This window comes from Paenibacillus xylaniclasticus (assembly GCF_004001065.1).
In the GTDB taxonomy this organism is placed as follows: Bacteria; Bacillota; Bacilli; order Paenibacillales; family Paenibacillaceae; genus Paenibacillus_T; species Paenibacillus_T xylaniclasticus.
Window position 1 is genome coordinate 1 of sequence record NZ_BIML01000023.1, and the last position, 26870, is coordinate 26870.

Consider the following 26870-nt stretch of genomic DNA (forward strand, 5'->3'; position numbering starts at 1 on the left):
GGCTCGCGGCGCTGGAGCCGCTCGTACGGACGCTCGCGGAGCGGCGTGCTGAGGTGGATCGGCTGATTGCTGAGGAACGAGGGCTGGCAGCGAAGCTGCAGGAGATGGAGCGCACGCTTGCGCAGCTGCGCGGGGAGAAGCATGCGGCGGCCGAGCGTATCGCAGCGGACGATGCGAAGACAGCGAAGCTGCCGGAACTGCTGGAGCAGCTGGCGAAGCTGCGGGATCGGCATCGCATTCTCGGCGAGCTGGCTGAGGCGGAGCGAAAGCTCGGCGAGTTGGCCCGCGCGGAAGCGGAGCTGACAGCCTCGGTGAAACGGATGCGAAGCGAGCACGACCGGCTGGAGGAGGCTTGGCTTGAAGGTCAAGCTAGTTTGCTCGCTGTACATCTTCACGATGGTAAGCCGTGTCCGGTATGCGGCAGCACCGAGCATCCGGAGAAGGCGGTACCGGCGGGCGAGCTGCCGTCCCGTGAAGCGCTGCAGGCGAAGAAGGAGCAGCTGCAGGCGATCGAACGTGAGCTGAGCGCTGCGCTGGCGCAGGCAGCGGCCGAACGGGAACGACTTGATGGTCATAATCATCAGCTGGATGAATATGGTATAAGGAAGGACTTGCCGCTGCACGTACAGCAAGCATCGACGCTTGAGGATGGCAAGCGGCTGAAGCAGGAGACTGATCATTTGAAGGTCGTCCGCGATGGACTCGCTCAATTACGCGACAAAGCAGTATTTATCGACCGTCGTCTGGAGTCGGTTCAACGCGAGAAGGATCTTCTGTCCGAGCAGCTTCGTGAGCTGACGGTCAATCGAAGCGCGAAGCAGTCAAGGCTGGAGACAGAGCTTGAAGCGATTGATGAGCCGCTTCGCACGCCAGAGCGTCTTGCTGCCCGGCTGAGGGAATACAGCGATCGCGCTGCTGTGCTCACGGCAGCGTGGAAACAGGCGGAGGATGCGCTGCAATCTGCCTCTACTCGGCTTGCGGAGCTGCGTGCGGCGGCTGTACAGCTGGCGGAGTCATCCGCAGAAGCGGACAAGGAGCATGCAGAAGCGTCTGACCGCTTCGCGGATGAGCTGGAGAAGGATGGCTTTGCAAGTAAGGATGAATACTTATCTGCGAGGCTGACCGAATCGGCAAGGGCGCTGCTCCGAGAGCAAGTGGACAGCTATCGCGCTGCAGCAGCTGCGGCAGCCGATGCTGTTCTACAATTAGAGCGAGAGCTGGAAGGTCAATCACCGGCGGATACATCAGCGATTGAAGCGTCATTATCGCTTATTCGAGTCGAGCTGGAGGAAGCGCTGCTTGCGCTGCAGACGGCGGATCGTTATGCCCAAGCGTCTGACCGGCTTCGTGCTTCGATTGCACAAGCAGCCGAACAATGCGCATCGCTGGAAGGACAGCTGGAGCAAGTGGCCGATCTGTATCAGATGGTGAAGGGCGACAACCCGCTTAAGATGTCGTTCGAGCGGTATATTTTGATCGAATATTTGGATCAGATTTTGCATGCGGCGAACGAACGGCTTCGCAGCTTGTCCGATGGTCAATTCGTTCTGCTGCGCAGCGACCGGCTGGAGGCAAGGGGGAAGCAGAGCGGCTTAGGACTCGATGTTTATGATGCTTATACAGGGCAGAACCGCGATGTGAAGTCGCTGTCGGGCGGTGAGAAGTTTAATGCTTCACTGGCGCTGGCGCTTGGGATGACGGACGTTATTCAGTCGTATCAGGGAGGCATTTCGATCGAGATGATGTTCATTGACGAAGGCTTCGGCTCGCTCGACGAAGAATCGCTCAGTAAAGCGATCTTGACGCTTGTCGATCTGCAGAAGGCCGGCCGTATGATCGGCGTCATCTCGCACGTAGAGGAATTGAAGCAGGCGTTCCCGGCTGCAATCGAGGTGAGCAAGACGAAGGAGGGGCACAGCCGGGCGTCCATCGTTCTGAAGTAGGAGGAATGGGCTGCCGATGCACAACGACGTGCGTTACCCTGTTTTCCGATATACGCTTACGCTTGAAGATTACCGCCATTTTCATTTCTATCATAATCGGAGGCTGGCCGTCCTATGGCTGCTCCTCTTGTTTGCTTTGTTCGTTGGAACAGCGATTATTGCAGGACCAGAAAGCAGATCAATAGCTGAGACAGCATCAGTAGGCATATACTTCTGCTGCTTGTTTGGTGTGTTGATGTGGGCTGTTTATCGTTGGCAGACGCGGCGGTCGTTCAGAGCCAATCCGTTCATTCGTCAGGAGCAAGCGATAGAGTGCGGACCAGCCGGGCTTCGAGTAATAACCTCATCCAGTGATCTTACAATTCAATGGAAGGAAATATCGCAGGCTATTGAGTTTCCTCGACAATTTGCATTATATATTTCAGAAGGACAAGGGGTAGTAATTCCGAAAATGCATGTTGAGCCAGCGGCTTTTCGCCGATTACTGGTGCATTATATTCCTCATAACCGAATTAAGCTCATTGCACGATAGAATACAGATACGCTGCCGAGTCCATCGCTTGTGGATTCGGCTTTTTTATGTGCGGTGATAACAGGAGGAATAGCCTAGGTCGGACGATGGGATTCAGCGGATTAATAGAGTGTACATTCTAACATAAAGTTCCAAGAAATTTATTGTAATGTTGCTTTCATATTAAAAAAATAAAGTACAATCTTTAGTTCTTCTGGTAAAAGGTTTGTTAGAGGCAAGATATAATCTAATTTAGGAAAGGGGGACTAGTCCGACAAGTTAAATGTAAGCGCATAACAAAATTAATTAAGCTACTTCGGAGGGGATCGAACTAAATGAGCACAAAATTTAAAAGACTCGTCTCAATGCTGCTTGCAGCCGCATTGCTCATTCCGACCAGCTGGGTTGCACCTGCTGCTTCAGCTGCTTCGGACGTTACAACTGTGTATCATGAATCGTTTGAGAGCGGTGTTGGTTTTGCAACCCAAGCTGGCAATGCGCAGCTGACGCATGTGACCGGTATGACATTCACGGGGAACGATGACGGAGGCGCATTGTATGTCAGTAACCGGGTTAATAACTGGGACTCTGTTGATTTTAAATACGCCGACCTTGGTTTAGTAGACGGCAAAACATATACGGTAACGGTATCGATCTACGTTGATGCTAACGAAACAATTCCTGCCGATGCCAAAGCAGCGCTTCAAACAGTAGACAGCTATAGAAATTACGCTGATACTGCTTTTGTTGCGGGACAAGCGGTTACGCTGACAAAGGAATTCACTGTAGACAAGTCCAGTGATTCCGCTCTGCGTGTTAACTCCAATGAAGCGGGTAAGACTGTACCTTATTATATTGCAGATATTAAATTTACGACTGCTGCTTCGAAACCTATAGAACGTGAAGTCTACCATGAAAGCTTTGAGAACGGCGCTGGATTAGCGACTCAAGCTGGCGGTGCTACGTTGACGCATGTGACTGGATTGCAGTACACAGGTAATGATGACGGAGGCGCATTATATGTCAGCAACCGGGTTAACAACTGGGATTCCGTTGACTTCAAATACGCCGACCTCGGTCTTGAAGATGGCAAGAAGTATACGGTAACAGCATCCGTATATGTAGATGCTAACGAGACGATTCCTGCTGGCGCTCAAGCTGCTCTTCAAACGGTAGACAGCTATAGCAACAATGCCGGAACTGCTTTTATTGCAGGACAAGCGGTTACGCTGGTGAAGGAATTTACTGTGGACAAATCAGTAGATTCCGCACTGCGCATTAACTCCAATGAAGAAGGTAAGACCGTTCCTTACTATATTGGAGATATTCGGATCACTGAGCTAGTAAGTAATGAGCCAGAACCAGTAAGACCACCAGCGCAAACCTTTGAAACGATTACCTTCGAGGATGGTACAACTGGCGGATTCGAGGGACGTTCTGGTACTGAGACGCTGACCGTGACAGATGAAGCTAACCATACAGAGAATGGCTCTAAAGCACTCAAAGTCGAGGGTAGAACGGTTACTTGGCACGGTCCATCTCTTCGCGTAGAGAAATATGTTGACAAAGGCTATGAATATAAGGTTACAGCTTGGGTGAAGCTGATCTCGCCTGACAGCTCCCAGATTCAGCTATCGACGCAAATTGGTAACGGTGGCTCCGCTAACTATGTTGCCCTTGAAGCGAAAACAATCAGCACAGCTGATGGCTGGGTACAATATGAAGGTACGTATCGTTACAACAGTGTAGGCGATGAGTTTTTGACGATTTATGTTGAAAGCTCTAACAATGCAACAGCATCGTTCTATATTGACGATATCAGCTTTGTAAGCACGGGCTCTGGTCCAGTTGAAATTGATAAAAAATTGATTCCGATCAAAGATGCTTATAAGGATCACTTCCTGATCGGTAACGCAATTTCGGCTGAAGATTTGACGGGCGTCCGTTTTGACTTGCTCCAAATGCACCATAATGTCGTTACGGCAGGCAATGCGATGAAACCAGATGCGATGCAGCCTACGAAAGGAAACTTCACCTTCACAGCTGCGGATGATATGGTTAATAAAGTACTTGATGCCGGTATGAAAGTACATGGCCACGTGCTCGTATGGCATCAACAATCTCCAACCTGGCTGAATACGTCTGACGGCAGCACACCGCTTAGCCGCGAGGAAGCATTGGAGAACTTGAGAGCGCATATCAAAGGCGTTATGGAGCATTTCGGAAATAAAGTAATCTCATGGGACGTAGTCAATGAGGCTATGAACGATAACCCTCAGAACCCAACGGATTATAAGAATGCACTGCGCAAAGCTCCATGGTATAACGCTATCGGTTCGGATTACGTAGAGCAAGCATTCCTGGCAGCAAGAGAAGTGCTGGACGCTCATCCGGACTGGGATATCAAGCTGTATTACAACGATTACAACGAGGATAACCAGAATAAAGCAGAAGCTATCTACAGCATGGTCAAAGACATCAATGACCGTTATGCGGATGCGCATGATGGCAAAAAGCTGATTGACGGTATTGGCATGCAAGGACACTATAACCTCAGTACGAATCCGGAGAATGTAAAAAGATCCCTTGAGAAATTTATTTCCTTGGGCGTTGAAGTAAGCATCTCGGAGCTGGACATTATGGCAGGCAACAACTCGCAGCTTTCCGATGAACTTGCGAAAGAGCAAGGTTATCTATATGCCCAGCTGATGAAACTGTTTAAAGAGAACTCGAAATATATTTCTCGCGTGACGTTCTGGGGAATGGATGACCGGACGAGCTGGAGATCGACTCAAAACCCATTGCTCTTCAATGGAAATCTGCAAGCGAAACCGGCTTATCATGCTGTAATCGATCCGGATAAATTCTTAGAAGGCTATGTGCCTTATGTGCCGGATTCAAAGCAAGGTACGGCAGCATATGGTACCCCAACGATTGACGGCCATATTGATTCTGTCTGGAATAATGCCGAAAGCATTGACATTAACCAATATCAAATGGCATGGCAAGGTGCAAATGGTACTGCCAAAGCGCTGTGGGATGACCAGAACCTGTATGTGCTTGTGCAAGTAAGCGATGCACAGCTTGATAAGTCAAGCGCTAACGCTTGGGAGCAAGACTCTGTTGAAGTGTTCCTTGATCAGAACAATGCGAAGAAAACGTACTATCAAGAAGATGACGGCCAATATCGTGTCAACTTCGACAACGAGACGTCCTTCAATCCAGACAGTATCGCTGAGGGCTTTGTGTCCGCAACGAGTGTTTCTGGCACCAATTATACGGTTGAAATAAAAATTCCGTTGACGAAGATTACGCCGGCTAACGACAAGAAAATCGGCTTCGATGTTCAGATTAACGACGGTAAAGACGGCGCTCGTCAAAGCGCTGCAACTTGGAACGACACGACAGGAAACGCTTATCAAGATACGTCCGTATTTGGCGTACTGACGCTGAAGGGCAAACAATCGTCTGGCGGCGGCGGTGGCGGCGGCGGTGGTGGTGTTATTCCAAGCAACAACGACAACACTGACAACACCGACGATACCGGCAACACCGGCAACACTGGTGACACTGGCTATAAATCGAAATTCAGCGACGTACCATCCAATCACTACGCAGCTGGTGCAATCGGACGCCTCGCTGATCTTGGCATCATTAAAGGCGTAACGGGCGATACGTTTGCTCCTAAGGCAGATGTTAAACGTTCGGAGCTCGTCCTGATGATCACTCGTGCTCTCGGTCTGGAGACGATCGACGGCGCTGATACTGGCTTCAAAGACGTGCCTTCAAGCCGCAGCGATGCTGGTGCAATCGCAGCAGCAGTTCAAGCAGGTCTAGTCAATGGCGCGAACGGCAAATTCCGTCCGAGCGATTCGATGACTCGCGAAGAAGCGGTTGTCGTCCTGATGAGAGCATTCCGCTATGCGGTTGAGACGCTTAACCTTGATATTAGTAAGCTGCCTATGTCTGGGGCTGAAGCGTTCAAGGACCAAGGCTCGATCTCGAAGTGGGCTTCTGACGACATCGAAACAGCGGTAATCCTTGGTTTTGTAACGGGCGATACATCCGGTAAATTCCGTCCGCAAAGCACGATCTCCCGTGCGGAGACGGCGGTTCTTATTGACCGTATGATCACTGCCCTGTCGAGCTTGAAAGGCGATAAGTAATTGGATTTATAACATGACTTTCTAGGAAGGCTTGTCCGCTTAGATGCGGGCAAGCTTTTCTTAGTTTGCCGTTCATACTGAACATGTTGTCCGGATATGATAAAATAAAGCTTGATTGGAGGAGATTCGAATGAGTCGCATAGCTAACAATTTAACGGAGTTGATCGGCCGCACGCCGCTGCTGCAGCTTACGAACTACGGTAGAGAGCTCGGCCTGGAAGCTTCTATTGTCGCAAAGCTTGAATATTTCAACCCAGCTGGCAGTGTGAAGGACCGGATCGGCTTTGCAATGATCAAAGCTGCAGAGGAGAGCGGCAAGCTGCGCCCCGACTCCGTTATTATCGAGCCGACCAGCGGCAATACGGGTATCGCCCTTGCATTTGCCGCTGCGGCCCTAGGGTACCGGCTTATTATTGTGCTGCCGGAATCATTCAGCTTGGAGCGCCGGGCACTTATGAAGGCACTCGGAGCAGAGCTGGTGCTGACGCCAGCGTCGGAAGGAATGCGCGGGGCAATTAAGAAGGCAGAGGAGCTGAAGCAGCAGTATCCCGGCTCCTATATTCCGCAGCAGTTCGAGAACGAAGCGAATCCAGCTATTCATCGCCGCACGACAGCAGAAGAAATATGGGCGGATACCGATGGCGAGCTCGACGTATTCGTTGCAGGCGTTGGAACGGGCGGGACGATTACCGGGATCGGCTCCTTCCTCAAGGAACGCAAGCCATCCATTCAGGTTGTAGCGGTGGAGCCTGCTGACTCACCAGTTCTGTCAGGCGGCAAGCCTGGTGCTCACCGGATTCAAGGCATTGGAGCCGGCTTTGTACCAGCTGTTTTTAAACGGGAGGTTGTGGACGAGATTATTACGGTGGCGTCGGAAGACGCTTATGACACTTCTCGGAAGCTGGCGAAGCAGGAAGGGCTGCTGGTCGGGATTTCGTCCGGCGCTGCGGTATATGCTGCTACGGTACTGGCGCGCAGACCGGAATATAAAGGTAAGCGAATCGTTGTCATTTTGCCGGATACGGGTGAGAGGTATTTGTCTGCGGGCTTGTATGGAGCGCTTGAGTAATTTCTAGACAAATATTTTATTAAAATAGTTGACTAATGTTTTCATGAAGTGTATTCTATAAGAGTCGCTTCTAGCGAAACGAGGTTAATCGCTGATGTAGCTCAGCTGGTAGAGCAACGCATTCGTAATGCGTAGGTCGGGGGTTCGAATCCCTTCATCAGCACCATATTTACGAATTACGCGATCCATTAGGGGTCGCGTTTTTTTGTGTGCTTCTTGATTTCCGAGTCATCCATGCGGGGTCTCGTAGTATAATAGAATCATTTAAAGCCAATCGATGGAGGTCTGGCATGACGCAAATCAATAAACTGGTAAGCTCGGATGAGTTTACAGGCTTTTATTTATTGAAAGAATTGGATATTAGGCAAACAAATGCAACGCCACCCAAAGATTATTTCGATATCGTATTGTGCGATTCAACTGGCCAGCTGCCGGCTAAGATGTGGGACGTATCCTCGACAGATAAGGAAACGTTCTTCCCTATGGGACTTGTGAAAGTACGCGGTATCGTGCAGACGTATCGAGAGCGACTCCAGGTCAAAATTGTTCAGATGCGCCTTGCGAAGCCTGAAGATCAAGTGTCGATTACTGATTTTATTCGTTCGGCACCGATACGGCCTGTCGATCTCATTTATACCATTAAGCAAGCGACAGCTTCTATTATTGATCCGGAAGTGCGGACAATTGTCGAGTATTGTATTGGCAAAGCTGAGGATAAACTGATGCATTATCCGGCGGCAAAGACCCATCATCACGCATATTACGCGGGACTTGCCTACCATATCGTTAGAATGCTGGAGCTTGGTGACTTCGTGTGCCGTCAGCGGCCGTTCTTGAATGCGGATATGCTGAAGGCTGGCATTATTTTGCACGATGTGGCGAAGACGGAAGAAATGACGGCCCAACTCGGCGTCGTGTCGGAATACAGCGTCACTGGCAAATTGATCGGTCATATCGCACTGGCATCCTCTTGGATTACAGAAGCGGCAATTAACAATAATTTGCCTCTTGATTCCGAGAGGGTGATCGGATTACAGCATCTCGTCTTGTCGCACCACAATACTGGCGAGTGGGGCAGCCCTGTTCAGCCTCAGACGGCCGAGGCGGTTGCGCTTCATTACATCGATTCGCTTGATGCGAAGCTGCAAATGGTGGAGGACGCGCTTGATTCGACGCCTGCTTCGGAAGCGTGGACGCCAATCATACGCGGATTAGAAAATAAAGCGGTCTATCGAACGAAGCCTTAATGTATTGTCTACCAGGATAATGATTCTCGCCGTCTCATCAAGAAAGGAATATGGATTATGAAAGCATCAAGCAATCAGCCGGCTGTTCGAGCTAGACCGGCTGCTGCTTCGTTCATCCTGGGCGGTGGATTCGTCCTGCTGCTGTTCAGCATGGCACTATCTGCCTCCTTCGGTGCAGCAGACATAAAGCTTGTAACCGTGTGGACGGCTGTATTCCAATACAATCCGGAGCTGACGACGCATCAAATTATTCAAGAGCTTCGGCTGCCGCGTGTCGTGGCCAGCGCATTGGTCGGCGCAGCTTTTGCTGTTGCAGGCGCGCTTATGCAGGGCATGACGCGCAATCCGATGGCCGATTCCGGGCTGCTCGGCCTTAATGCTGGAGCCGGATTCGTACTTGCATTGTGTCTCGCATTGGCACCGAGTTTATCGTATAACTATACGCTGCTCTTCTGCTTTATTGGGGCAGGGATTGGTGCAGCGCTCGTATTCGGCATCGGATCGTTTGCCCGAGGCGGCATGACTCCGGTTCGACTTGTACTTGTCGGCTCAGCCGTTTCGCTGCTGCTTCACGCCTTGAGCCAAGGTGTCGCGATGTACTACCGTGTCGGACAAGACGTTGCGTTCTGGATAGCCGGCGGAACAGCTAATGTTAGATGGTTTCAGATCGAGATGCTGCTGCCTTGGATCATCGCTGCGATTGCAGCAGCTGTGCTGCTGTCGAGATCGATTACGCTGCTCAGTCTCGGCGAAGAGATTGCGACGAACCTTGGACAGCGGACCCGGCTTGTTCGAATTGCGGCAATGGCCATCGTGCTTGTGCTCGCCGGCGCATCAGTCTCGGTCGTCGGCGCTGTGTCATTCATTGGCTTGATCGTGCCGCATGTAACCCGCTATCTCGTCGGAGTCGATTACCGGTGGATCATCCCTTGCTCAGCTATGATTGGCGGCATCTTGGTCGTACTAGCCGATTTGGCTAGTCGAATGATTAATCCGCTGAACGAGAATGTTCCCATCGGTGCCGTCATTGCGCTGGTCGGTGTTCCGTTCTTCCTCTACATTGCACGGCATGAGAGGAGGGGGCTGTAATGCAGACCTTAGGACGACCTTCTGTCGAGAGTCGGCGTATCCGGCGAGCAATTGTTGTGATGACGATTTTGGCGGTGCTTATTATTATCACCTTCATCGTCAGCATGAATACAGGCTTTATCCGTCTGTCTCCGTCGGAGGTGCTTAGAACGATGGTCGGACTGGGAACGGAGCGGCAGTGGATGATCTTGTTTGATTTTCGCCTTCCGCGCATCCTCATTGCCCTGATGATTGGTGCTGGACTTGCCGTCTCTGGCTGTGTGATACAAGGCGTATACCGTAATCCGCTTGCTGATCCCGGCCTGCTCGGCATTCAGGCAGGAGCGGGACTGGCGGTTACAATGTTTACGTTATTTTCTACGAGCTCGAGTGTGTTATCTATCTTTATGCTTCCTCTGCTGGCTCTTGTTGGTGCAGGGCTCGCGGCAGTGCTTATCTATATGCTTGCCTATAAGCGTAATGAAGGGGTATCGCCGACCAGCTTGGTTCTGACGGGGCTTGCTGTTGGTGCAGGCATTCAAGCCGTTATGATTGTGCTGTCGCTGCGAATTAACACAGAGCAGTATCATAACGTACTGGCGTGGATTGAAGGCAATATTGGCGGGATCAGCTGGAGGTTCGTGCTGACCTTGCTCCCGTGGATTGTAATCCTGATTCCTTACGTGATGTACCGTTCGACCGTATTGAACATCCTTAGTCTTAGCGATCAAAGCGCGGTAGGGCTCGGTGCGCCCGTACAGAAGGAAAGACGCTTGCTGCTTATTGCCGCTGTTGCTCTTGCGGGCTCCTGCGTTGCAGTAGGAGGCGGGATCAATTTCGTCGGCTTATTAGGCCCGCACTTGGCTCGCGTGCTTGTAGGGCCGAAGCATCAGCTGCTGCTGCCGACGAGCGCATTCATTGGCGCTCTCCTGACGTTAGTTGCTGATACGATTGGACGTACGATTCTGATGCCTGTCATGGAGGTACCGACCGGTATCGTCGTAGCTGTCATCGGCGCGCCTTATTTTTTATATTTGCTCGCCAGAACGAAAGCCTAGTTCTATGAGAAAATACAGCCTCCGGAATAACGGCTAGGACGCAGCCGATCCGGAGGCTTTTTGCGCTTGCAGTCTTAGCTCGGCACTTGATCTCTTTTCCGGAAGAATGATTTGAGTGCGTTGTATACTTCTGTCTTCTCTCGAATGACGTGGTACATGAAATGCGGAAATTGAATGTGTTTGTACGCTGACATGAGGGTGCTTGAGCGGTTATATTGATTCACTTCGCCGTATCCGAACAGGTTCGCCCGCTTTAGCAGCTCGCCGATTAGCTTGACGCAGCGCTCATTGTCGCTTGTCAAATTATCGCCGTCGGAGAAGTGGAACGGATAGATGTTATACAAATTCGGAGGGTAACGGCTGTCGATGATTTCGATTGCCTTAATGTAAGCAGAAGAACAGATTGTACCTCCACTTTCGCCTCTGGTGAAAAACTCCTCCTCCGTCACTTCCTTCGCTTCGGTATGGTGGGCGATGAACACGATCTCGACCTTCTCGTACTGGTGACGTAAGAAGCGGGTCATCCAGAAGAAGAAGCTTCGGGCACAATATTTTTCGAACGACCCCATGCTTCCAGATGTATCCATCATTGCTATAATAACTGCGTTTGACTGCGGTTTTATAATTTCTTCCCATGTCTTGTAACGGAGATCGTCAGGCGAGATGTGGTGGATGCCCGGCTGCCCGCTTGTTGCGTTGCGGCGAAGATTTTCTAGAATCGTCCGTTTCTTGTCGATGTTAGACATAATCCCTTTCTTGCGGATGTCGTTGAACCGGACCTCCTTCGTCTCCAGCTGATCGCGGTCCTTTTGCTTCAAGAATGGCAGCTCAAGCTCCTCGAACAGCATCGCTTCAAGCTCTGCTAAGCTAATTTCCGCTTCAATGACATCCTCTCCAGGCTGATCGCCAGCTCCTTCTCCTTTGCCGGGACCCCGTGCCGCTTGTGGATCGACGCCGAGTACGTCCCCGACCTGGCTATCGCCATCCCCTTGGCCAACATGCTTGTTTTTGTTGAAATTGTAGACGATCCGGTATTCGTCGAGGCTGCGAATCGGCACTTTGATGACCTGCTTGCCGTCGGACATTACGATACTTTCCTCGGATACGAGATCAGGCAGGTTCTGTTTGATCGCTTCCCTTACTTTTTGCTGATGGCGCGCTTGATCCTGGTAGCCTTTGCGGTGCAGCGACCAATCCTCGCGCGATACGATAAAGAGGGGCTCGTTCTTGGAGCTCATGCGAAGGACACCTCCTGTCTATAGCAGATCGATAACGTATAATGGCAGCACGCTTCTCGATATAGCCTCTTGTTCCTAACTATATTCAAGCTGTAGATCGGATATGAGGGCGTATGTCCGCAGCTGATCGCTTGTTTATATGCTTACTTCGTCTTCTGCGAGTGTTCAGCACTAGAAGGGGGCTATGGTATAATGGGGCGATGTATATGAACTGAAAGAGTCTGGCTGTGGAAGGAGGATGTACAGGATGAAGGGAACAATGAATAAGTATGGCGCATTTGGTGCACTGCATGCACTGCTTGCGGTGGCGCTTGGCGCATTTGGAGCACATGGATTGAAGGATATGCTAGATGAGGACATGCTGTCGGTATTCGAGACAGGAGTCCGGTACCATATGTATCACGCGCTTGGGTTGCTTGCGGTTGCGGCGCTGGCAGGAAGAATCGAAAGTGTACAACTACTGAGAAGAGGCGCGTTGCTGCTGCATATCGGCATTTTTATTTTCTCGGGAAGCTTGTATGTGCTCAGCTTGAGCGGCATCGAAGTGCTTGGCGCTATTACGCCGATCGGAGGCGTGTCGTTTATTGCTGGTTGGGCGATGATCGCTTCTGCGTTGTGGAAGAGCCGTTTGGCCGGTTAAGCTGCTAATCGGAAGGCACTTAAGTGCAGCGCGAGCGAGCGAGCCGGCGAAAATAGGTGCTCCATGTCGTCGACACATTCTAGCATTTTTTTCTACCGTGAACCGAATCGTTCGTATATAATAAAACCAATATACAATGAACGTGAATTTTCGGTAGAGGAAGGTCTTTCATGTGAAGAATCGGAATAGGACGCCCAAGACAAAACAGAATAACTTCGATTCAGGCGGCAAGCGATCCTTGCGATGGCTGTTTGTTGCGGTATGGTGTGCTGTAGTGATGGTTACGGGATGTACGGTTACTCTCATCGTTCGTCAGCAGTTCATGTATGCTGTATTGACAGGGGCGGCGGCGGTTGTTACGGCACTCGCAGCGACGGCTATTGCGCGATGGGGGCTTTATGAGTGGAGCCGTTACGAGGCAGCAGCATCGGGAATTTTCCATACCCCTCTGCCCTTCATTGAACTAGACGCGGACCTTAGAATTGTACAGCTGAATGCGGCAGCTGCCGAATCGCTTGGGTATGGAGATACGCAGCAGTTGATTGGTGAACCGTTCGAACGTTTTGTAGAGGCCGCGGATCACTCCGCCATCATGGAGAATGCCGAGCTTGCGAGAAACGGAATAAAATCACAGCTGTCGATTGGCGTCTGCCCGTTATTCGGAGGTACTGCGCAATGGCGGGTGATATTTGCGCCGGCGTTAACACCGGGGAGCAGCGGAGCGATCGGCTGTATATTAATTGCTCAAGATTTAGCGGAGACGAAGAGGCATCATGAGCGAATTCGTCATATGGCATATTACGACGATATGACGGGGTTGCCGAACCGTCGTCTCTTCGTGCAAGAGCTTGGTAAGCTGCTGAAGGAATGTGAAGATTCTGATCTGGTCGTCACAGCAGCTTTGATCGATATCGATCATTTTAAACATATTAATGCCTCGTTCGGACATAGCTTCGGCGATATGCTGCTGCTGCAAGTCGCGGATCGGCTGCAGAACGGGCTTAACGCACAGCAATTCGTTTGTCGCATGGAAGGTGACATGTTCGGGATCATCTTAACCGATCAGTGCGGCGGGCAGCAAGCAAGTGAGTCACTCCAGGAGCTGCTCAAGACGATAGAGGAACCATTCGAGCTTCAGGGAATACCGATTCATGTATCGGCGAGCGCAGGATATTCGACAAGTCAACAAGAGCCGAATGACGGCGACCGGCTGCTGAAAAACGCCAATATGGCCTTAATTAAGGTGAAAGAGAATGGAAGGAACGACTATATCGCTTACTGCGAGGAGTGGGATGAAGCGTCTCTTGCTCGGTTGCGTATGCAGCATGATTTGCGGCGGGCGGTTATGAATCAAGAATTTTTCCTTGACTACCAACCGCAGTTCGATATGCTGACGGGTACCATTGTCGGAGTTGAAGCGCTAGTACGCTGGCATCATCCGGAGCGGGGGCTAATACCGCCGTCCCAGTTCATCCCGCTTGCAGAAGAGAGTGGCATTATCGTTCAGATCGGCCAATGGGTGCTGGAGGAAGCATGCCGCCAGAACAAACGATGGCAGGATGCGGGACTTCCGCCTATACCGGTGTCGGTTAATCTGTCTATGCGACAATGCTGGCAGCCGAATTTCCCGGACAATGTCGCTTCCGTACTTCACAAGATCGGGCTGGAGCCGCAATATTTGGATCTCGAAATTACGGAATCGATGACAATGGATACAGCTCGGCTGACGAGCTGTCTCGTGGAGTTGAATAAGCTAGGCATCAGCATTAGTATTGACGATTTTGGAACAGGATACAGCTCATTTAGTTACCTGAAAAATTTCCCTGTCGACCGACTGAAGATCGATAGATCTTTCGTGAGCGATATCGATCACGATCCCGACGATGCAGAGATCGTCGCGGCAATTATCGCTATGGCGCATAACCTGAATGTGCAAGTGATCGCAGAAGGCGTAGAGACGGCGCAGCAGGTTCACTTTCTAAAGCTGCACCGGTGCGAGAAGATGCAGGGCTATTACGGCAGTCCACCGGTGACAAGCGAACGAATTGCGGAGATGTTAGCCGCTGCTTAATACGAAGGCCGAGCTTCGAGCAGTACGAACTGCTTGAAGCTCGGCCTTTATACATCATAATACCACCGGTGAATCCACTAACAGCAGCCTCCCGCTGTAAGCCAACAGCTGCATCCAATGAACAGCCCCCCAAATATTTAGATTGGGGTACTGCTGTCACAGAAACGGCACTGCTAATTTAGAGTGAGAAATCGTCAATTTCGTTCATCTTGAATGTATAGACTTGTTTCTCATCGACATGATACACCGTAATTAATCTTGCATCCTCATCGATGTTAATGATTCGTCCCGGAATGTTGAGCGAGACGCCAAGTCCTTTGTTAACTTTAAGCCGAATCAACTTATTCTGCGTCATATATTCGCGGAATTGCGCTGAGATAAGTGCAAGCGGATTGTCTGAATCTTTCGCTGCAACTGCGGGTCGGCCGGCCGACTTCGAAGCGCTTGATGAAGCTGAAGTGGAAGTCGACTTGGTATTCTGCGAGCCATTAGCCGGAGCAGCTTGTGCTGCTGCAGTAACGGACTTGGTAGAGTTGTCTGGCGTGCTGGTGTTCATTTGCTGAAGCTGTTCAATAATATGTCCCAACTCACTGCCGGACAATACACGGAAATCAGGAAACCCGCCATTGTTGAGCACATGGAGTAAATACTCGAGCGCTTTCGCGTTCGTTTCTCCCTGGACGAGTATTTCCACTTGAAAAAGATGGGTCTTGAGACCTTTATTTGAAGCAGTCATGTAATTCCTCCGGCCTTGATTGTTTGTGTTACTAATATACCAGATTGACACCAGTAGGACAATAAAATGATGGCGCTTTCAATGAGGAAAACAATAGGCAGAAGCGCGCCATCACCACCTAAAATAGAGTGCATATAGTGAGGTAGCGGCAATACAGCCAGATCGAGTAAGAAGGAGGGGAGTCAGAGGCCTTATGATGCGTATGGTCCCTTACGAACTTGATAATGGACAGACGGTTATTGGTGTTGAAGTAAAGCTTCCTAAGACGACATTGTTAGCTTGGATGACGGATAAAGGTTACATCATGTGCGGTGCTTTAGACGTCGGATTGCTAAACCGCGATCTCGCCGACCGAGGAATACTGGCCGGAAGAGCAGTGGGCGTACGCACACTGGAGCAATTAATGGAGGCCCCGTTGGAGTCGGTTACGACACATGCTGAGTCGATCGGAATTCATCCGGGGATGACCGGCAAGGAGGCGCTAGTCCTTTTGTCCTAAAATAATTAGTTTCTTTGCTGCTATTATTGAAAAGCCTCTGAATCAAACTGAGTAATAGAGGAGCAGCTTGATCTAGAGGCTCTTGTTACGAGAACTTATTATTTATGCACGAACAGCTTCTTCAGATTGACGTTGAACGGGGGCTTTACGATCCCTTTTTCCGTAATGATTGCGGTCACATATTCGTTCGGTGTCACGTCGAAGGCCGGATTGAACACTTTCACGCCTTCCGGCGCTGTACGTTTGCCGAAGCCCTCTGTAATTTCTTCCGCATGGCGCTCTTCGATCGGAATAAGATCACCGCTAGGCGTATTCAGATCGATCGTGGAGAGCGGGCAGGCGACATAGAACGGGATACCGTGTGCTTTTGCTAGAACGGCAACGCTGTACGTGCCGATTTTGTTCGCGACGTCACCGTTCGCCGCTACGCGGTCTGTGCCAACGATGACCGCATTGATCCACCCTTTGGACATGACCATACCCGCCATATTGTCGCAAATAAGGGTAACGTCGACGCCAGCTTGCTGCAGCTCGAACGCGGTCAGACGTGCGCCTTGGAGAACAGGGCGCGTCTCGTCGGCGAACACTTTCAGGCTCATGCCCCGTTCCTTCGCTAGATAGAACGGTGCTAACGCTGTGCCGTATTTGGCTGTTGCCAATCCGCCAGCATTGCAATGCGTCAAGACGCCCATGCCGTCCTCGAACAGTTCAAGTGCATGCTCGCCAATCAGTCGGCACGTTTCTTCGTCTTCACTTTGAATTGCGATTGCCTCTTCCAGCAACGATTGCTTCAAGCTATCCAGCGTACCGCCTGCGGCAGCCAGCTCGGCAGCGCGTGCTTTCATCCGGTCCAGTGCCCAGAACAAGTTCACAGCTGTAGGGCGGGAGGTGGCCAGATAGTCGGCAGCTTGGTTTACAGCTTCCAGCCATTGCACTGGCGTTCCTTCCGCATCTCGTGAGCCGAGTATCACGCCGTATGCGGCAGCGATTCCGATCGCTGGCGCACCGCGAACGGCGAGATGCTTGATTGCATCCCATACGCTTTCAGACGTCCGAAGCTCAAGATATACGACTTCGCCCGGGAGCAGTCGTTGGTCTAGCAAGTCTAGATGTGTCGTTGCCCAGATGACCGATTGAAGACCAGCATATTGTGAAGCGGTTGTCATGCTTAGAATCCTTCTTTCTTTACAATTTCAATCACGTGCTCGATTGATTCCGCTTGGCGGTTCGTTCGGATCAGCTCCGTACCGATGGCGAGCGCCAGACGCTGCGCCTGCTCGCGGACGGCTACAACCGGGATTGTGTCAATGTCGGCAACGTGCGCAAGTCCATAGATGCGGCGAACCATTTTGCAGCCGGCGAAGCCGATTGAATCTTGAAGCAGACGCTTCATATATGCATCCTGATAGCCCGGTGTGGAAAGCGCCAGACGGTCAATGCAATGCTCGTTCCAGAGTGCGCGGAACTTCGTTTCGAATTGGTTCCAAATGCTGCGAACCATCTCCAGCAGATCGTTGCGGAAGCGTGCACGGGCATCGGCGTCTGCGCTCCAATGAGCTTGGCCGGCAAAGTTCAGCAACAGATTGCCCAGCACGGCGCCGATATCGAAGCCCATCGGTCCATAATAAGCAAATTCAGGATCGATTACTTTCGTCGATTCCGGCGTCGCGAAGATGCTGCCGGTATGGAGATCGCCGTGCAGCAGCGCCTCGGCGCGCGTCAGAAATTTCTCGCGAAGCAGAGCAACCTCGAAATGAAGCGCTTCGTCCTTCCAGATCTGTTCGACGGCGTCTTGAATTTCGGCCGGGATGTCATTGGTGTCTGCGTTGGTATAAGGGTGATCGAAAATAAGCTCTTCAGTTATTTTGCATAATTCCGGATTAATGAAGTCGCGTACGAGCAGCTTCTTCTCCTGTTGATTCATACCCAGATCGGATGTGAAGAACAGCGTGTTCGCCAGAAAAGTCGAAATATGGTCAGCGAATAGCGGATACGACGTTCCTTCGATCAGGCCGCGGCGCATAATGACGTGGCTGCTGAGATCTTCCATGACCGTCAGTGCAAGCTCCTTGTCATAGCGGTAAACATGCGGTACGAGGCCTGGCGCAAGCTTGCCCTGTAGGATAAGCGCCTCGCTCTCGATGCGAGCGCGGTCCAGCGTTAACGGCCAAGATTCGCCTACAACCTTCGCATATGGAAGCGCCTGTTTCAGAATAAGACTACTGCTACTTGCTGGATCTGTAATATGAAATACAAGGTTAAGGTTGCCATCGCCAATTTCACGCGATTGGAGCTTAGCGCCTTCCGGGAAGACGCCTTCGATAGAGCGTGCGATCTCGATCGCTTCCTGCTCTGTTAATGGATGATACGTTGTCGTCATTGCGGAACACCTCCGTGAGATTAATGTAGAAATGCTTATAGAGTAAACGGGATCGGTGCCCGCGAGAGCTGCCGGCCGTCTAACGTCGGAACGAATTGAAATTTGTCCGAATCACCTTACTTAGTATACTGAAATATGTTTCACGTTGGAATACCTTGTTGCTATAATGGAAAATGGACTGCAGGGCTTTAGCCGGCGGTATGATTGAACTAGGTAAAGGGGATACATATTATGGCAGATACTAATCAACCGGTTGCGCTCAAGGAATGGGCAGTTACCGTTCAATCGCTAGCGGCCGGCGAGCTGATCGTCGTCATGCGCAAAGGCGGAATTATCGAAGAGACGCGCGACTTTCGTTTGCTGCGACCAAGCTTTTATTTGATGCCTGCATATGAGCATCAGCGCGAGGAGCTGCTAAAGGAGCCGTATCGAGGGCGAATCGCCGGTACAATGGAGGGCTGGTCGGGCGATGCGGAGTTGATGACGCTGAATGCATATGCGGATGCGGTTGAAGATATTGAAGTATACGACAATGAGACATTGGAACGTATTTTTGACGAGCATATATGGACGGAGACATTTGCAGAAGACCGTCTGAAATGGAAGAAGAAGAATCCGCTGCACGTACTGCTGCTGCGCGTGTACAAGCTGGATCACCCCGTTCAAGTGCCGATGCGTCCCGCCTATACGGGCTGCAAATCTTGGGTTGTATTGGAGGACGGGGTGCCTGCTGTAGGTATGAAGCCGGTACTGACGGATGAACAATTCGAGCAGGCAGCAAGCAGGATTCGGAAGCTTCTTCAAGGGCAATAACAGCGTAAAGAAGCGATCGTAACGAACGTCTTCATCGAACCTTTATGAGGCCTCATGAAACGCACATTGATTTGTAAATAAACTTATAATAAAATAATTATTGAGAATCAATGAGAATCAGACAGGCTTGTACGTTGTGCATGTCTGCTTAAGCGGCACTTGCTTCGAACCCGTTCGACATTCGTGTGCGCCTAGTGAGTGGACTGCCACAACTGGAAAGATATTTTCAACTATTTGGAAGGAGCGGCATACATGTCGACACAATTCGTCATCAACGACCTGAGAGCGTCGGTAGAAGGTAAAGAGATTTTGAAAGGTATCAATCTTGAAATTAAGGGTGGAGAGATTCATGCCATCATGGGTCCGAACGGTACGGGTAAAAGTACGCTCGCATCCGCTCTGATGGGCCATCCGAAATATGAAGTAACGGGCGGAACAGCTGTACTCGACGGCGAAGATATTCTCGAAATGGGCGTTGACGAGCGCGCACTTGCAGGCTTGTTCCTTGCTATGCAATATCCGAGCGAAATTACGGGCGTTACGAACTCCGACTTCCTGCGCAGCGCGATCAACGCACGCCGCGGCGAAGGCAACGAGATCAGCTTGATCAAGTTCATTCGTCAGATGGAAGGTAGAATGAAGGATCTTGAGATGAATCCGGAGTTCGCGCACCGTTACTTGAACGAAGGCTTCTCCGGCGGCGAGAAGAAGCGGAACGAAATTTTGCAGATGATGATGCTGGAACCGAAAATCGTTATTTTGGACGAAATCGACTCTGGTCTCGATATCGACGCACTGAAAATTGTATCGAACGGCGTGAATGCGATGCGTTCTGAAGACCGCGGCTTCCTCGTCATTACTCACTATCAACGTCTGTTGAACTACATCAAGCCTGATTTTGTACACGTCATGATGCAAGGCCGTATCGTCAAATCCGGCGGTCCTGAACTGGCAGAACGTCTGGAGAATGAAGGCTATGATTGGGTGAAAGAAGAACTGGGCATCGTAGACGAAACGGTCGGCCAGGCTTAATCGGAGAAGGGGGCATTCGAGCATGAGCATTCAATTATCGACTCCCGTTAACCGGCAGGCAGCCGAGGCGTTGTCGCGAAGCAAGGGAGAACCGGAATGGCTGACGGCGAAACGCGCCGAGGCCGCAGAGCTGGCGGAGACGCTGGAGCTGCCGAAAGTGGAGAAAACAAGAATCGACCGCTGGAATTTATCGGCATTCGGTCAATATAAAGCGGCACAGCCGGTCGCACAGCTGACAGAGCTGCCGGAAGACGTTCAGACGCTTGCCGCGCAAGCGGAAGCGGGATTGCTCGTACAACGCGGTTCTGGCGCCGTGTATACGAAGCTGTCCGACGAATTAAAAGCGAAAGGCGTCATTTTCACCGACCTGGAAACAGCTGCCCGCGAGCATGCTAGTCTGGTGCAGTCTTATCTGCATACAGTCGTTGCGAATAACGAGAACAAACTGACTGCACTGCACGGTGCACTCTGGAACGGCGGCGTATTCGTATATGTGCCGAAGAATGTTGAGATCGAGCTGCCGCTGCAAGCGGTATTGTTCAACGACGATGCGGAAGCGGCATTTGCACCGCATATTCTGATCGTTGCCGATACGCACAGCCGCGTAACTTATGTCGACAACGTCGTGACGACGGGCGCTGCTGCATCGGCTGCATCTGTACATCATTCGGTTGTTGAGATCGTTGCCAAAGCCGGTGCGCAAGTCAATTTCGCATCCATTCATAACATGAGCGGAGAAGTGGTTGACCTGTCGATTCGTCGTGCAGCGCTTGACAATGATGCACGAGTTGAATGGGTAATCGGCGATCTGAATGACGGCAATACGCTGTCGGATACGAAATCGGTGCTCAATGGCAACGGATCGTCATCCGATTCCAAAGTCATCAGCATCGGTTCGAACGTACAGAAGATGAGCTTGACGACGCAAGCGGTACATTGGGGCCGCAGCTCCGACAGCCAGATGATAACGCGTGCTGTTATGCGTGATGAAGCAACAGCGATTATTAACGGCATTACGAAGATCGAGAAGGGCGCAACGAAAGCGAACGGCGAGCAGACGGAGAAGGTGCTGATGCTCAGCCCGAAATCGCGCGGCGACGCCAACCCGATTCTGCTGATTGATGAGGACGATGTGACGGCAGGCCACGCAGCAAGCGTTGGCCAGGTTAACCCAGAGCAGGTATATTACCTGATGTCACGGGGCATTTCCAAGAAGGATGCGGAACGGCTCATTATTTACGGATTTTTGGCGCCGGTTGTATCGGAAATTCCGATCGACGCCGTCCGTGAGCAGCTTCAGCGTCTGCTCGAAAGGAAGCTAGAAGCATGAATGTAAATGCGATACGGGAGCAATTCCCGATATTGCATCAGGAGATAAACGGGCACCCGCTCGTTTACTTGGACAGCGCGGCGACTTCACAGAAGCCGCGCTCCGTCATTGATGCAATAACCCGCTATTACGAATGGGATAATGCTAATGTTCACCGCGGCGTTCATACGTTAGGCTCGCGCGCTACGGAGGCCTATGAAAGCGCCCGCGCTAAGGTTGCAGCATTCTTGAACGCTGCAAGCGAAGAAGAGATCGTATTTACACGCGGAACGACAACTGCACTTAACCTGGTTGCAAGCAGCTACGCTCGCGCGGTATGCGGCGAAGGCGACGAGATCGTCATTACGCCGATGGAGCATCATAGTAACCTTATTCCGTGGCAGCAAGCTGCGAAAGCGACTGGGGCAACGTTGAAATATATTCCGATGCAGCCTGACGGCACGATTACGCTGGCGGACGTAGAAGCGACGATTACGAGCCGGACGAAGGTCGTCTCGATGACATATGCTTCCAACGTTCTAGGCACGATTAACCCGGTGAAGCAGGTAGCGGAGATTGCGCATCGCAATGGCGCCGTTATGGTTGTTGACGGTGCACAGAGCACGCCTCATATGAAGGTAGATGTACAGGAGCTTGACTGCGATTTCTATGCGTTCTCAGCTCACAAAATGTGTGGGCCTACCGGTATGGGCGCGTTGTACGGCAAGAAAGCGCTGCTGAACAAGATGGAGCCAATCGAGTATGGCGGTGAAATGATTGACTTCGTCGAGCTCTATGAATCGACTTGGAAGGATGCACCGACGCGGTTCGAGGGCGGCACGCCGCTTATCGCTGGCGCGATAGGATTGGCAGCAGCGATCGACTTTCTGCAAGAGGTTGGTCTGAGCAATATTCACGAGCATGAGCAGAAGCTTGCCGCCTACGCATACGAGCGGCTGTCCGAGATCGATGGCATTACGATCTATGGACCGAAGCAAGGACGCGTTGGACTCGTCACATTCAATCTGGGTGACGTACATCCACATGACGTAGCAACGGCGCTCGATTCCGAGGGCATCGCGGTTCGCGCGGGCCATCATTGCTGCCAGCCACTTATGCGCTGGCTGAATGTGAGCGCAACGGCACGGGCAAGCTTCTATCTGTACAATACCGAGGAGGATGTCGACCGGTTAGTCGGCGCCCTTGAGCGGACAAAGGAGTTTTTCGGCCATGCAATTGGATGATTTGTATCGCAGAGTCATCATGGACCACTACAAAAATCCGAGAAATCGCGGTACGATGGAGCATGAGTCGGTTACAATTAACTTGAATAACCCCACTTGCGGCGACCGTATTGCTTTGCAGTTGAGAGTGGAGGACGGCAAAGTAATCGACGCGAAGTTCAGCGGCGAAGGCTGCTCGATCAGTCTATCGTCGGCATCCATGATGACAGAAGCTATTAAAGGCAAGACGTATGAGCAAGCACTAGAGCTCGCAGACCGATTCTCTTCTTTGATGAAGGGAGAGCCGGTTGAGTTCGAAGAGCTGGAAGATATCGAGGCGCTGTCCGGCGTGAACAAGTTCCCGGCCCGTATCAAATGTGCGACTTTGTCGTGGAACGCGCTCCGCAAAGGGATCGAGCACCAACAGCAATAATATCGTAGAACGCGCTCGATTTCGGATCGAGTATTCCTATACAGACCTATTTTATGAGGAGGCGTAATCAGCCATGGCGAAGAAGATGCCAGAGTTGGAAGAGTACAAGTATGGCTTTCGTGACGAGCACAAGGCAATTTTCCAATCCGGTAAAGGGTTGACGCCGGAGATCGTTCGCACGATTTCGGAGATGAAGGGCGAGCCGGAATTCATGCTGAATTTCCGTCTGAAGTCGCTCGAACAGTTTAACAAAATGCCGCTGCCGCAATGGGGAGGCAAACTGGACGATCTCGATTTCGACGACATTCAATACTACGTCAAGCCATCCGAGAAACAAGGTAAGACGTGGGAGGAAGTACCGACTGAGATTAAGGAAACGTTCGATAAGCTTGGAATTCCGGAAGCGGAGCAGAAATTCCTCGCCGGCGTCTCGGCTCAATACGAGTCCGAGGTCGTCTATCACAGCATGCAGGAGGATCTGGCGAAGCAAGGCGTTATTTTTACTGATACGGATACGGCGCTTCGTGAGCATCCGGAGCTGTTCCAAGAATATTTCGGTACGGTTATCCCGCCGGCGGATAACAAGTTCGCAGCGCTTAACAGCGCGGTATGGTCGGGCGGCAGCTTCATCTACGTGCCAAAAGGCGTGAAATGCGAAATTCCGCTTCAAGCGTATTTCCGGATTAACTCGGAGAATATGGGTCAATTTGAGCGTACGCTCATCATCGCTGATGAAGACAGCTTCGTACACTATGTAGAAGGCTGCACAGCGCCTGTATACAGTACGAACTCGCTGCACAGTGCGGTTGTTGAGATCATCGTGAAGAAGAACGCTCGCGTTCGTTATACGACGATTCAGAACTGGGCACCAAACATTTATAACCTCGTTACGAAACGCGCTGTTGCGGAAGAGAATGCGACGATGGAATGGGTCGACGGCAACATCGGCTCCAAACTGACGATGAAATATCCTGCGGTTGTTCTGAAAGGTCGCGGCGCGAAAGGTATGGTTCTGTCGATCGCGGTTGCAGGCAAAGGTCAGCACCAGGATGCAGGCGCGAAGATGATTCACCTGGCGCCAGAGACGACATCGACCATCGTGTCGAAATCGATCTCCAAGCATGGCGGTAAAGTAACGTATCGCGGTCTCGCTTCGTTCGGACGCAACTCCGAGGGCTCGAAAGCGAACGTGAAGTGCGATACACTCATTCTCGATAACGAGTCGACGTCGGATACGATCCCATATAACGAGATCATGAACGACAACATTACGCTTGAGCATGAGGCGACCGTATCCAAAGTGTCCGAGGATCAGCTCTTCTACCTGATGAGCCGTGGTCTGTCGGAAGCAGAAGCGACTCAAATGATCGTCATGGGCTTCATCGAGCCGTTCACCAAAGAGCTGCCGATGGAATATGCGGTCGAGATGAATCGCCTTATCAAGTTCGAGATGGAAGGCTCGATCGGATAGAAGAGTCCCTCGACCCTATATTGTTTTGTGTGAAGGAGGCGGACTTTTATGAGTTCGCCTTCTTTTTATGTGTTATGTGCGCCTAGCATCGGCGCTATCAGTAAATGTCGCGTTCGAGGGTGGGGGTTTAGCTATCTCGAAGATATGGACTCTTTATTCCTGATTTGCTGCAGAGATACATTGAAGCACTCGTGTGATTGATGCAGGAGTGTTTTTGTTATGTTTTGATTCAAATTGTAGACTCGTCAAACTTCCGTAATAGTAGAATAATCGCAGGTAAAATAGATTCAGTCCAAAATAATCATTTTGATCGATATTTGTGAATGATTTGTGAAGTTGTGGCTGTGCAATCGGAGACGGTAAGTCTCTCGCAGTAAATGGAACTACATCCGATAGATAAGGGATAAGATCCGAAGAACTAGCTGTGAGGAAAACTGCTGAAAGAATACAACTATAACAATAATTTTACAATGTTATGAATATTTTACTAAAAATAATCTATCTAGTAGTATTTGCTTCGAGGTGCTGGCCAGCCCCAATGGTGTGCCAATTGGATGGAGCGGTTCGGCAGCAGCCTGGACTTCCGCTAATGGAAGCGCTGGTACGACTTCCGTGTATGTTAATCTCGTAGCTGGCCATAAGTACAGCGTCGCAATTCTTCCGAAGAGCGAATATAGTGAGACGATTCCGTACTACTTCGGCTCACCATATCTCTTCCCTATAACATAATATATGGGTTAAAGATAGATCGCCATCCACCTAAACTCACGGGCAGGATTGGCGGTCTTTCTTATTCACGGCTCCATGTCTGAATGAATACCAAAAAACGTCTGCTCATCGCCCAAACGAGAAGCAGACGTTTGATTTATAAGAATACGGATTTTACTTCTAACTGCCGCTCGTTCATCAGGTCGACGAATTGGTCTCCGATCTGAATGAGAGGGCGGAAAAACTCGGTCGGATGGGTCATGACGATCGTTCCCGTTCTACCGTCGCTTAGCTCTGCTTGTTTGCCAATAAAGTTCGGAATCATATGCTTGATGAACGTATGGGCGGTATGTGGATCAAGCTCCATAAAGCTCATCCGATGTATTTCTTTCAGAACATAAAGCAGATCACGTCTTTCACGGTAGACGCGCATCGAAATCATCGCGCTGTAGACGTCGACGACGGCAACGATCTTCGCGGCAGGATGAATCTCATCGCCTTTCAGACCTTGCGGGTAGCCGGTTCCATCCACCCGTTCATGGTGTTGTGCGGCTACGAGCGCTGCGAGCGTGTTATTCATCGAGTTGGTAATGATCTCATATCCATAAGTCGGATGGCGTTTGATCTCGGCAAACTCTTCATCCGTCAAACGTCCTGGTTTATTCAAAATTTGCTCGTTAATCCTGCATTTGCCGATGTCGTGCAAAAAGCCAGCCTGTCCAATATTGAGAGCCTCTTCTTCACTGTAGCCTAACCACGAAGCCAAGTAATACGACAGCATGCCGACTTGAACGGAGTGCTGATAAGTATAGTCATCCTTCGAGTTAAGCAGAAGAAGCATGGATACGACGTCGCGCTCAAGCTTGAATTGGTTGACAAGCGGTTGGTACGTATCTTGGACAAGCTCTTCATTAATGCGGCCTTCTTGAAACGCCTGCTCGAACATTAATTTGCAGCCTTGAATCGTGTCTTCATATACAGGTTGCACGGTAGGCATCCACTTGGGACTCATACCGGATTCTAAAGTTCGCCCCGCACTCTTATCATTTTCTCTTGGGACCTGTGAAGTTGATCTGGAAGCGATTTCAACATAATCGATTTGGTGTTGAAATAACATTGAGATCTCACGGTTGCTTAGAGTGGCACCCTTGGACAGAACGGGAAGGCCGAAGTCGTTAAAAGCATCCTCAATAAGTTGATCTCCGTCCTTTAAGTCGGTGACGTGTACCCGCATATGACACCCCTGCTAGTATAA

21 protein-coding genes and 1 tRNA gene are annotated in these 26870 nt (G+C 50.9%); 17 read left to right on the forward strand and 5 right to left on the reverse strand.

The genetic code is table 11. The features are described from left to right. From PXY01_RS17305 to PXY01_RS17340, 8 genes are all read left to right on the forward strand, one after another. Positions 1 to 1943, forward strand: a 1943-nt coding sequence (locus tag PXY01_RS17305; RefSeq protein WP_281277894.1) for an SbcC/MukB-like Walker B domain-containing protein, incomplete at its 5' end; no start/stop codon positions are given. 16 nt (positions 1944 to 1959) lie between these two features. Further along, positions 1960 to 2475, forward strand: coding sequence for a YcxB family protein (locus PXY01_RS17310; protein ID WP_127571577.1), 516 nt, complete (start codon positions 1960 to 1962; stop codon positions 2473 to 2475). A 314-nt stretch (positions 2476 to 2789) separates the two neighbouring features. Next, the gene (locus PXY01_RS17315) at positions 2790 to 6620 is read left to right on the forward strand and encodes an endo-1,4-beta-xylanase (RefSeq protein WP_127571579.1); all 3831 of its coding nucleotides are present in this window, start codon (positions 2790 to 2792) and stop codon (positions 6618 to 6620) included. 130 nt (positions 6621 to 6750) lie between these two features. Further along, positions 6751 to 7689: a cysteine synthase A gene (gene cysK, locus PXY01_RS17320; protein ID WP_127571581.1), complete on the forward strand. Its 939-nt coding sequence runs from the start codon at positions 6751 to 6753 to the stop codon at positions 7687 to 7689. A gap of 90 nt (positions 7690 to 7779) precedes the next feature. Then, positions 7780 to 7855 (forward strand) — tRNA-Thr (locus tag PXY01_RS17325). Between the two features lie 124 nt (positions 7856 to 7979). After that, positions 7980 to 8936, forward strand: a complete 957-nt coding sequence (locus tag PXY01_RS17330) for a 3'-5' exoribonuclease YhaM family protein (protein ID WP_127571583.1) — start codon at positions 7980 to 7982, stop codon at positions 8934 to 8936. 57 nt (positions 8937 to 8993) lie between these two features. Beyond that, positions 8994 to 10025 carry a FecCD family ABC transporter permease gene (locus PXY01_RS17335; RefSeq protein WP_127571584.1) on the forward strand — a complete coding sequence of 344 codons (1032 nt, stop codon included), beginning with the start codon at positions 8994 to 8996 and terminating at the stop codon, positions 10023 to 10025. Then, on the forward strand, positions 10025 to 11062 hold the full coding sequence (locus PXY01_RS17340) for a FecCD family ABC transporter permease (protein WP_127571586.1): 1038 nt from the start codon (positions 10025 to 10027) through the stop codon (positions 11060 to 11062). Before PXY01_RS17335 ends, PXY01_RS17340 begins: the two co-directional genes overlap by 1 nt. A 74-nt stretch (positions 11063 to 11136) precedes the next feature. On the opposite strand, the gene yhbH is transcribed toward PXY01_RS17340, so the two are convergent. Continuing rightward, positions 11137 to 12300, reverse strand: coding sequence for a sporulation protein YhbH (gene yhbH / locus PXY01_RS17345; protein ID WP_127571588.1), 1164 nt, complete (start codon positions 12298 to 12300; stop codon positions 11137 to 11139). A gap of 247 nt (positions 12301 to 12547) precedes the next feature. Between yhbH and PXY01_RS17350 the strand changes: the two genes are divergently transcribed. Together PXY01_RS17350 and PXY01_RS17355 are read left to right on the forward strand one after the other, a co-directional pair. After that, positions 12548 to 12940 (forward strand): DUF423 domain-containing protein, encoded by a 393-nt coding sequence (locus tag PXY01_RS17350; protein WP_246027992.1) that lies wholly within the window; start codon positions 12548 to 12550, stop codon positions 12938 to 12940. Between the two features lie 172 nt (positions 12941 to 13112). Beyond that, complete coding sequence (locus PXY01_RS17355; protein WP_246027993.1) at positions 13113 to 15011, forward strand: putative bifunctional diguanylate cyclase/phosphodiesterase; 1899 nt, start codon at positions 13113 to 13115, stop codon at positions 15009 to 15011. A 178-nt stretch (positions 15012 to 15189) separates the two neighbouring features. Here the strand turns inward: PXY01_RS17355 and PXY01_RS17360 are convergent, their stop codons facing one another. After that, positions 15190 to 15747: a hypothetical protein gene (locus tag PXY01_RS17360; RefSeq protein ID WP_127571590.1), complete on the reverse strand. Its 558-nt coding sequence runs from the start codon at positions 15745 to 15747 to the stop codon at positions 15190 to 15192. 193 nt (positions 15748 to 15940) lie between these two features. On the opposite strand from PXY01_RS17360, the gene PXY01_RS17365 reads away from it, so the two are divergent. Then, on the forward strand, positions 15941 to 16246 hold the full coding sequence (locus PXY01_RS17365) for a YunC family protein (protein ID WP_127571592.1): 306 nt from the start codon (positions 15941 to 15943) through the stop codon (positions 16244 to 16246). Positions 16247 to 16344: 98 nt separating this feature from the next. On the opposite strand, the gene mtnA is transcribed toward PXY01_RS17365, so the two are convergent. Beyond that, positions 16345 to 17412, reverse strand: a complete 1068-nt coding sequence (mtnA, locus tag PXY01_RS17370; protein ID WP_127571594.1) for an S-methyl-5-thioribose-1-phosphate isomerase — start codon at positions 17410 to 17412, stop codon at positions 16345 to 16347. Between the two features lie 2 nt (positions 17413 to 17414). Beyond that, entirely contained in the window at positions 17415 to 18626 is a 1212-nt protein-coding gene (gene mtnK / locus PXY01_RS17375) for an S-methyl-5-thioribose kinase (RefSeq protein WP_127571596.1), read from the reverse strand. 231 nt (positions 18627 to 18857) lie between these two features. Between mtnK and PXY01_RS17380 the strand changes: the two genes are divergently transcribed. From PXY01_RS17380 to sufB, 6 genes are all read left to right on the forward strand, one after another. Continuing rightward, positions 18858 to 19439, forward strand: a complete 582-nt coding sequence (locus PXY01_RS17380; protein WP_127571598.1) for a DUF1802 family protein — start codon at positions 18858 to 18860, stop codon at positions 19437 to 19439. 252 nt (positions 19440 to 19691) lie between these two features. Next, the gene (gene sufC, locus PXY01_RS17385) at positions 19692 to 20471 is read left to right on the forward strand and encodes a Fe-S cluster assembly ATPase SufC (RefSeq protein ID WP_127571600.1); all 780 of its coding nucleotides are present in this window, start codon (positions 19692 to 19694) and stop codon (positions 20469 to 20471) included. Between the two features lie 22 nt (positions 20472 to 20493). Then, entirely contained in the window at positions 20494 to 21801 is a 1308-nt protein-coding gene (gene sufD / locus PXY01_RS17390) for a Fe-S cluster assembly protein SufD (protein ID WP_127571602.1), read from the forward strand. Next, positions 21798 to 23024: a cysteine desulfurase gene (locus tag PXY01_RS17395; protein WP_127571604.1), complete on the forward strand. Its 1227-nt coding sequence runs from the start codon at positions 21798 to 21800 to the stop codon at positions 23022 to 23024. Before sufD ends, PXY01_RS17395 begins: the two co-directional genes overlap by 4 nt. Continuing rightward, complete coding sequence (gene sufU, locus PXY01_RS17400) at positions 23011 to 23436, forward strand: Fe-S cluster assembly sulfur transfer protein SufU (protein WP_127571606.1); 426 nt, start codon at positions 23011 to 23013, stop codon at positions 23434 to 23436. The genes PXY01_RS17395 and sufU overlap by 14 nt, the downstream gene beginning before the upstream one ends. Before the next feature lie 73 nt (positions 23437 to 23509). Continuing rightward, on the forward strand, positions 23510 to 24907 hold the full coding sequence (gene sufB, locus PXY01_RS17405) for a Fe-S cluster assembly protein SufB (protein WP_127571608.1): 1398 nt from the start codon (positions 23510 to 23512) through the stop codon (positions 24905 to 24907). 865 nt (positions 24908 to 25772) lie between these two features. Here sufB and PXY01_RS17410 read toward each other — a convergent pair. Then, positions 25773 to 26612, reverse strand: a complete 840-nt coding sequence (locus tag PXY01_RS17410; protein ID WP_307719394.1) for an HD-GYP domain-containing protein — start codon at positions 26610 to 26612, stop codon at positions 25773 to 25775. Positions 26613 to 26870 lie beyond the last annotated feature (258 nt).

Bases quoted from the DNA above. Each gene is read 5' to 3' on its own strand.
- cysK (WP_127571581.1), top strand. From the start codon at position 6,751: ATGAGTCGCATAGCTAACAATTTAACGGAGTTGATCGGCCGCACGCCG.
- PXY01_RS17330 (WP_127571583.1), top strand. From the start codon at position 7,980: ATGACGCAAATCAATAAACTGGTAAGCTCGGATGAGTTTACAGGCTTT.
- mtnK (WP_127571596.1), bottom strand. From the start codon at position 18,626: ATGACGACAACGTATCATCCATTAACAGAGCAGGAAGCGATCGAGATC.
- PXY01_RS17350 (WP_246027992.1), top strand. From the start codon at position 12,548: ATGAAGGGAACAATGAATAAGTATGGCGCATTTGGTGCACTGCATGCA.
- sufU (WP_127571606.1), top strand. From the start codon at position 23,011: ATGCAATTGGATGATTTGTATCGCAGAGTCATCATGGACCACTACAAA.
- PXY01_RS17315 (WP_127571579.1), top strand. From the start codon at position 2,790: ATGAGCACAAAATTTAAAAGACTCGTCTCAATGCTGCTTGCAGCCGCA.
- PXY01_RS17365 (WP_127571592.1), top strand. From the start codon at position 15,941: ATGATGCGTATGGTCCCTTACGAACTTGATAATGGACAGACGGTTATT.
- mtnA (WP_127571594.1), bottom strand. From the start codon at position 17,412: ATGACAACCGCTTCACAATATGCTGGTCTTCAATCGGTCATCTGGGCA.
- PXY01_RS17360 (WP_127571590.1), bottom strand. From the start codon at position 15,747: ATGACTGCTTCAAATAAAGGTCTCAAGACCCATCTTTTTCAAGTGGAA.
- PXY01_RS17335 (WP_127571584.1), top strand. From the start codon at position 8,994: ATGAAAGCATCAAGCAATCAGCCGGCTGTTCGAGCTAGACCGGCTGCT.
- PXY01_RS17380 (WP_127571598.1), top strand. From the start codon at position 18,858: ATGGCAGATACTAATCAACCGGTTGCGCTCAAGGAATGGGCAGTTACC.
- sufD (WP_127571602.1), top strand. From the start codon at position 20,494: ATGAGCATTCAATTATCGACTCCCGTTAACCGGCAGGCAGCCGAGGCG.
- PXY01_RS17340 (WP_127571586.1), top strand. From the start codon at position 10,025: ATGCAGACCTTAGGACGACCTTCTGTCGAGAGTCGGCGTATCCGGCGA.
- sufB (WP_127571608.1), top strand. From the start codon at position 23,510: ATGGCGAAGAAGATGCCAGAGTTGGAAGAGTACAAGTATGGCTTTCGT.
- PXY01_RS17410 (WP_307719394.1), bottom strand. From the start codon at position 26,612: ATGCCTACCGTGCAACCTGTATATGAAGACACGATTCAAGGCTGCAAA.
- sufC (WP_127571600.1), top strand. From the start codon at position 19,692: ATGTCGACACAATTCGTCATCAACGACCTGAGAGCGTCGGTAGAAGGT.
- PXY01_RS17310 (WP_127571577.1), top strand. From the start codon at position 1,960: ATGCACAACGACGTGCGTTACCCTGTTTTCCGATATACGCTTACGCTT.
- PXY01_RS17395 (WP_127571604.1), top strand. From the start codon at position 21,798: ATGAATGTAAATGCGATACGGGAGCAATTCCCGATATTGCATCAGGAG.
- yhbH (WP_127571588.1), bottom strand. From the start codon at position 12,300: ATGAGCTCCAAGAACGAGCCCCTCTTTATCGTATCGCGCGAGGATTGG.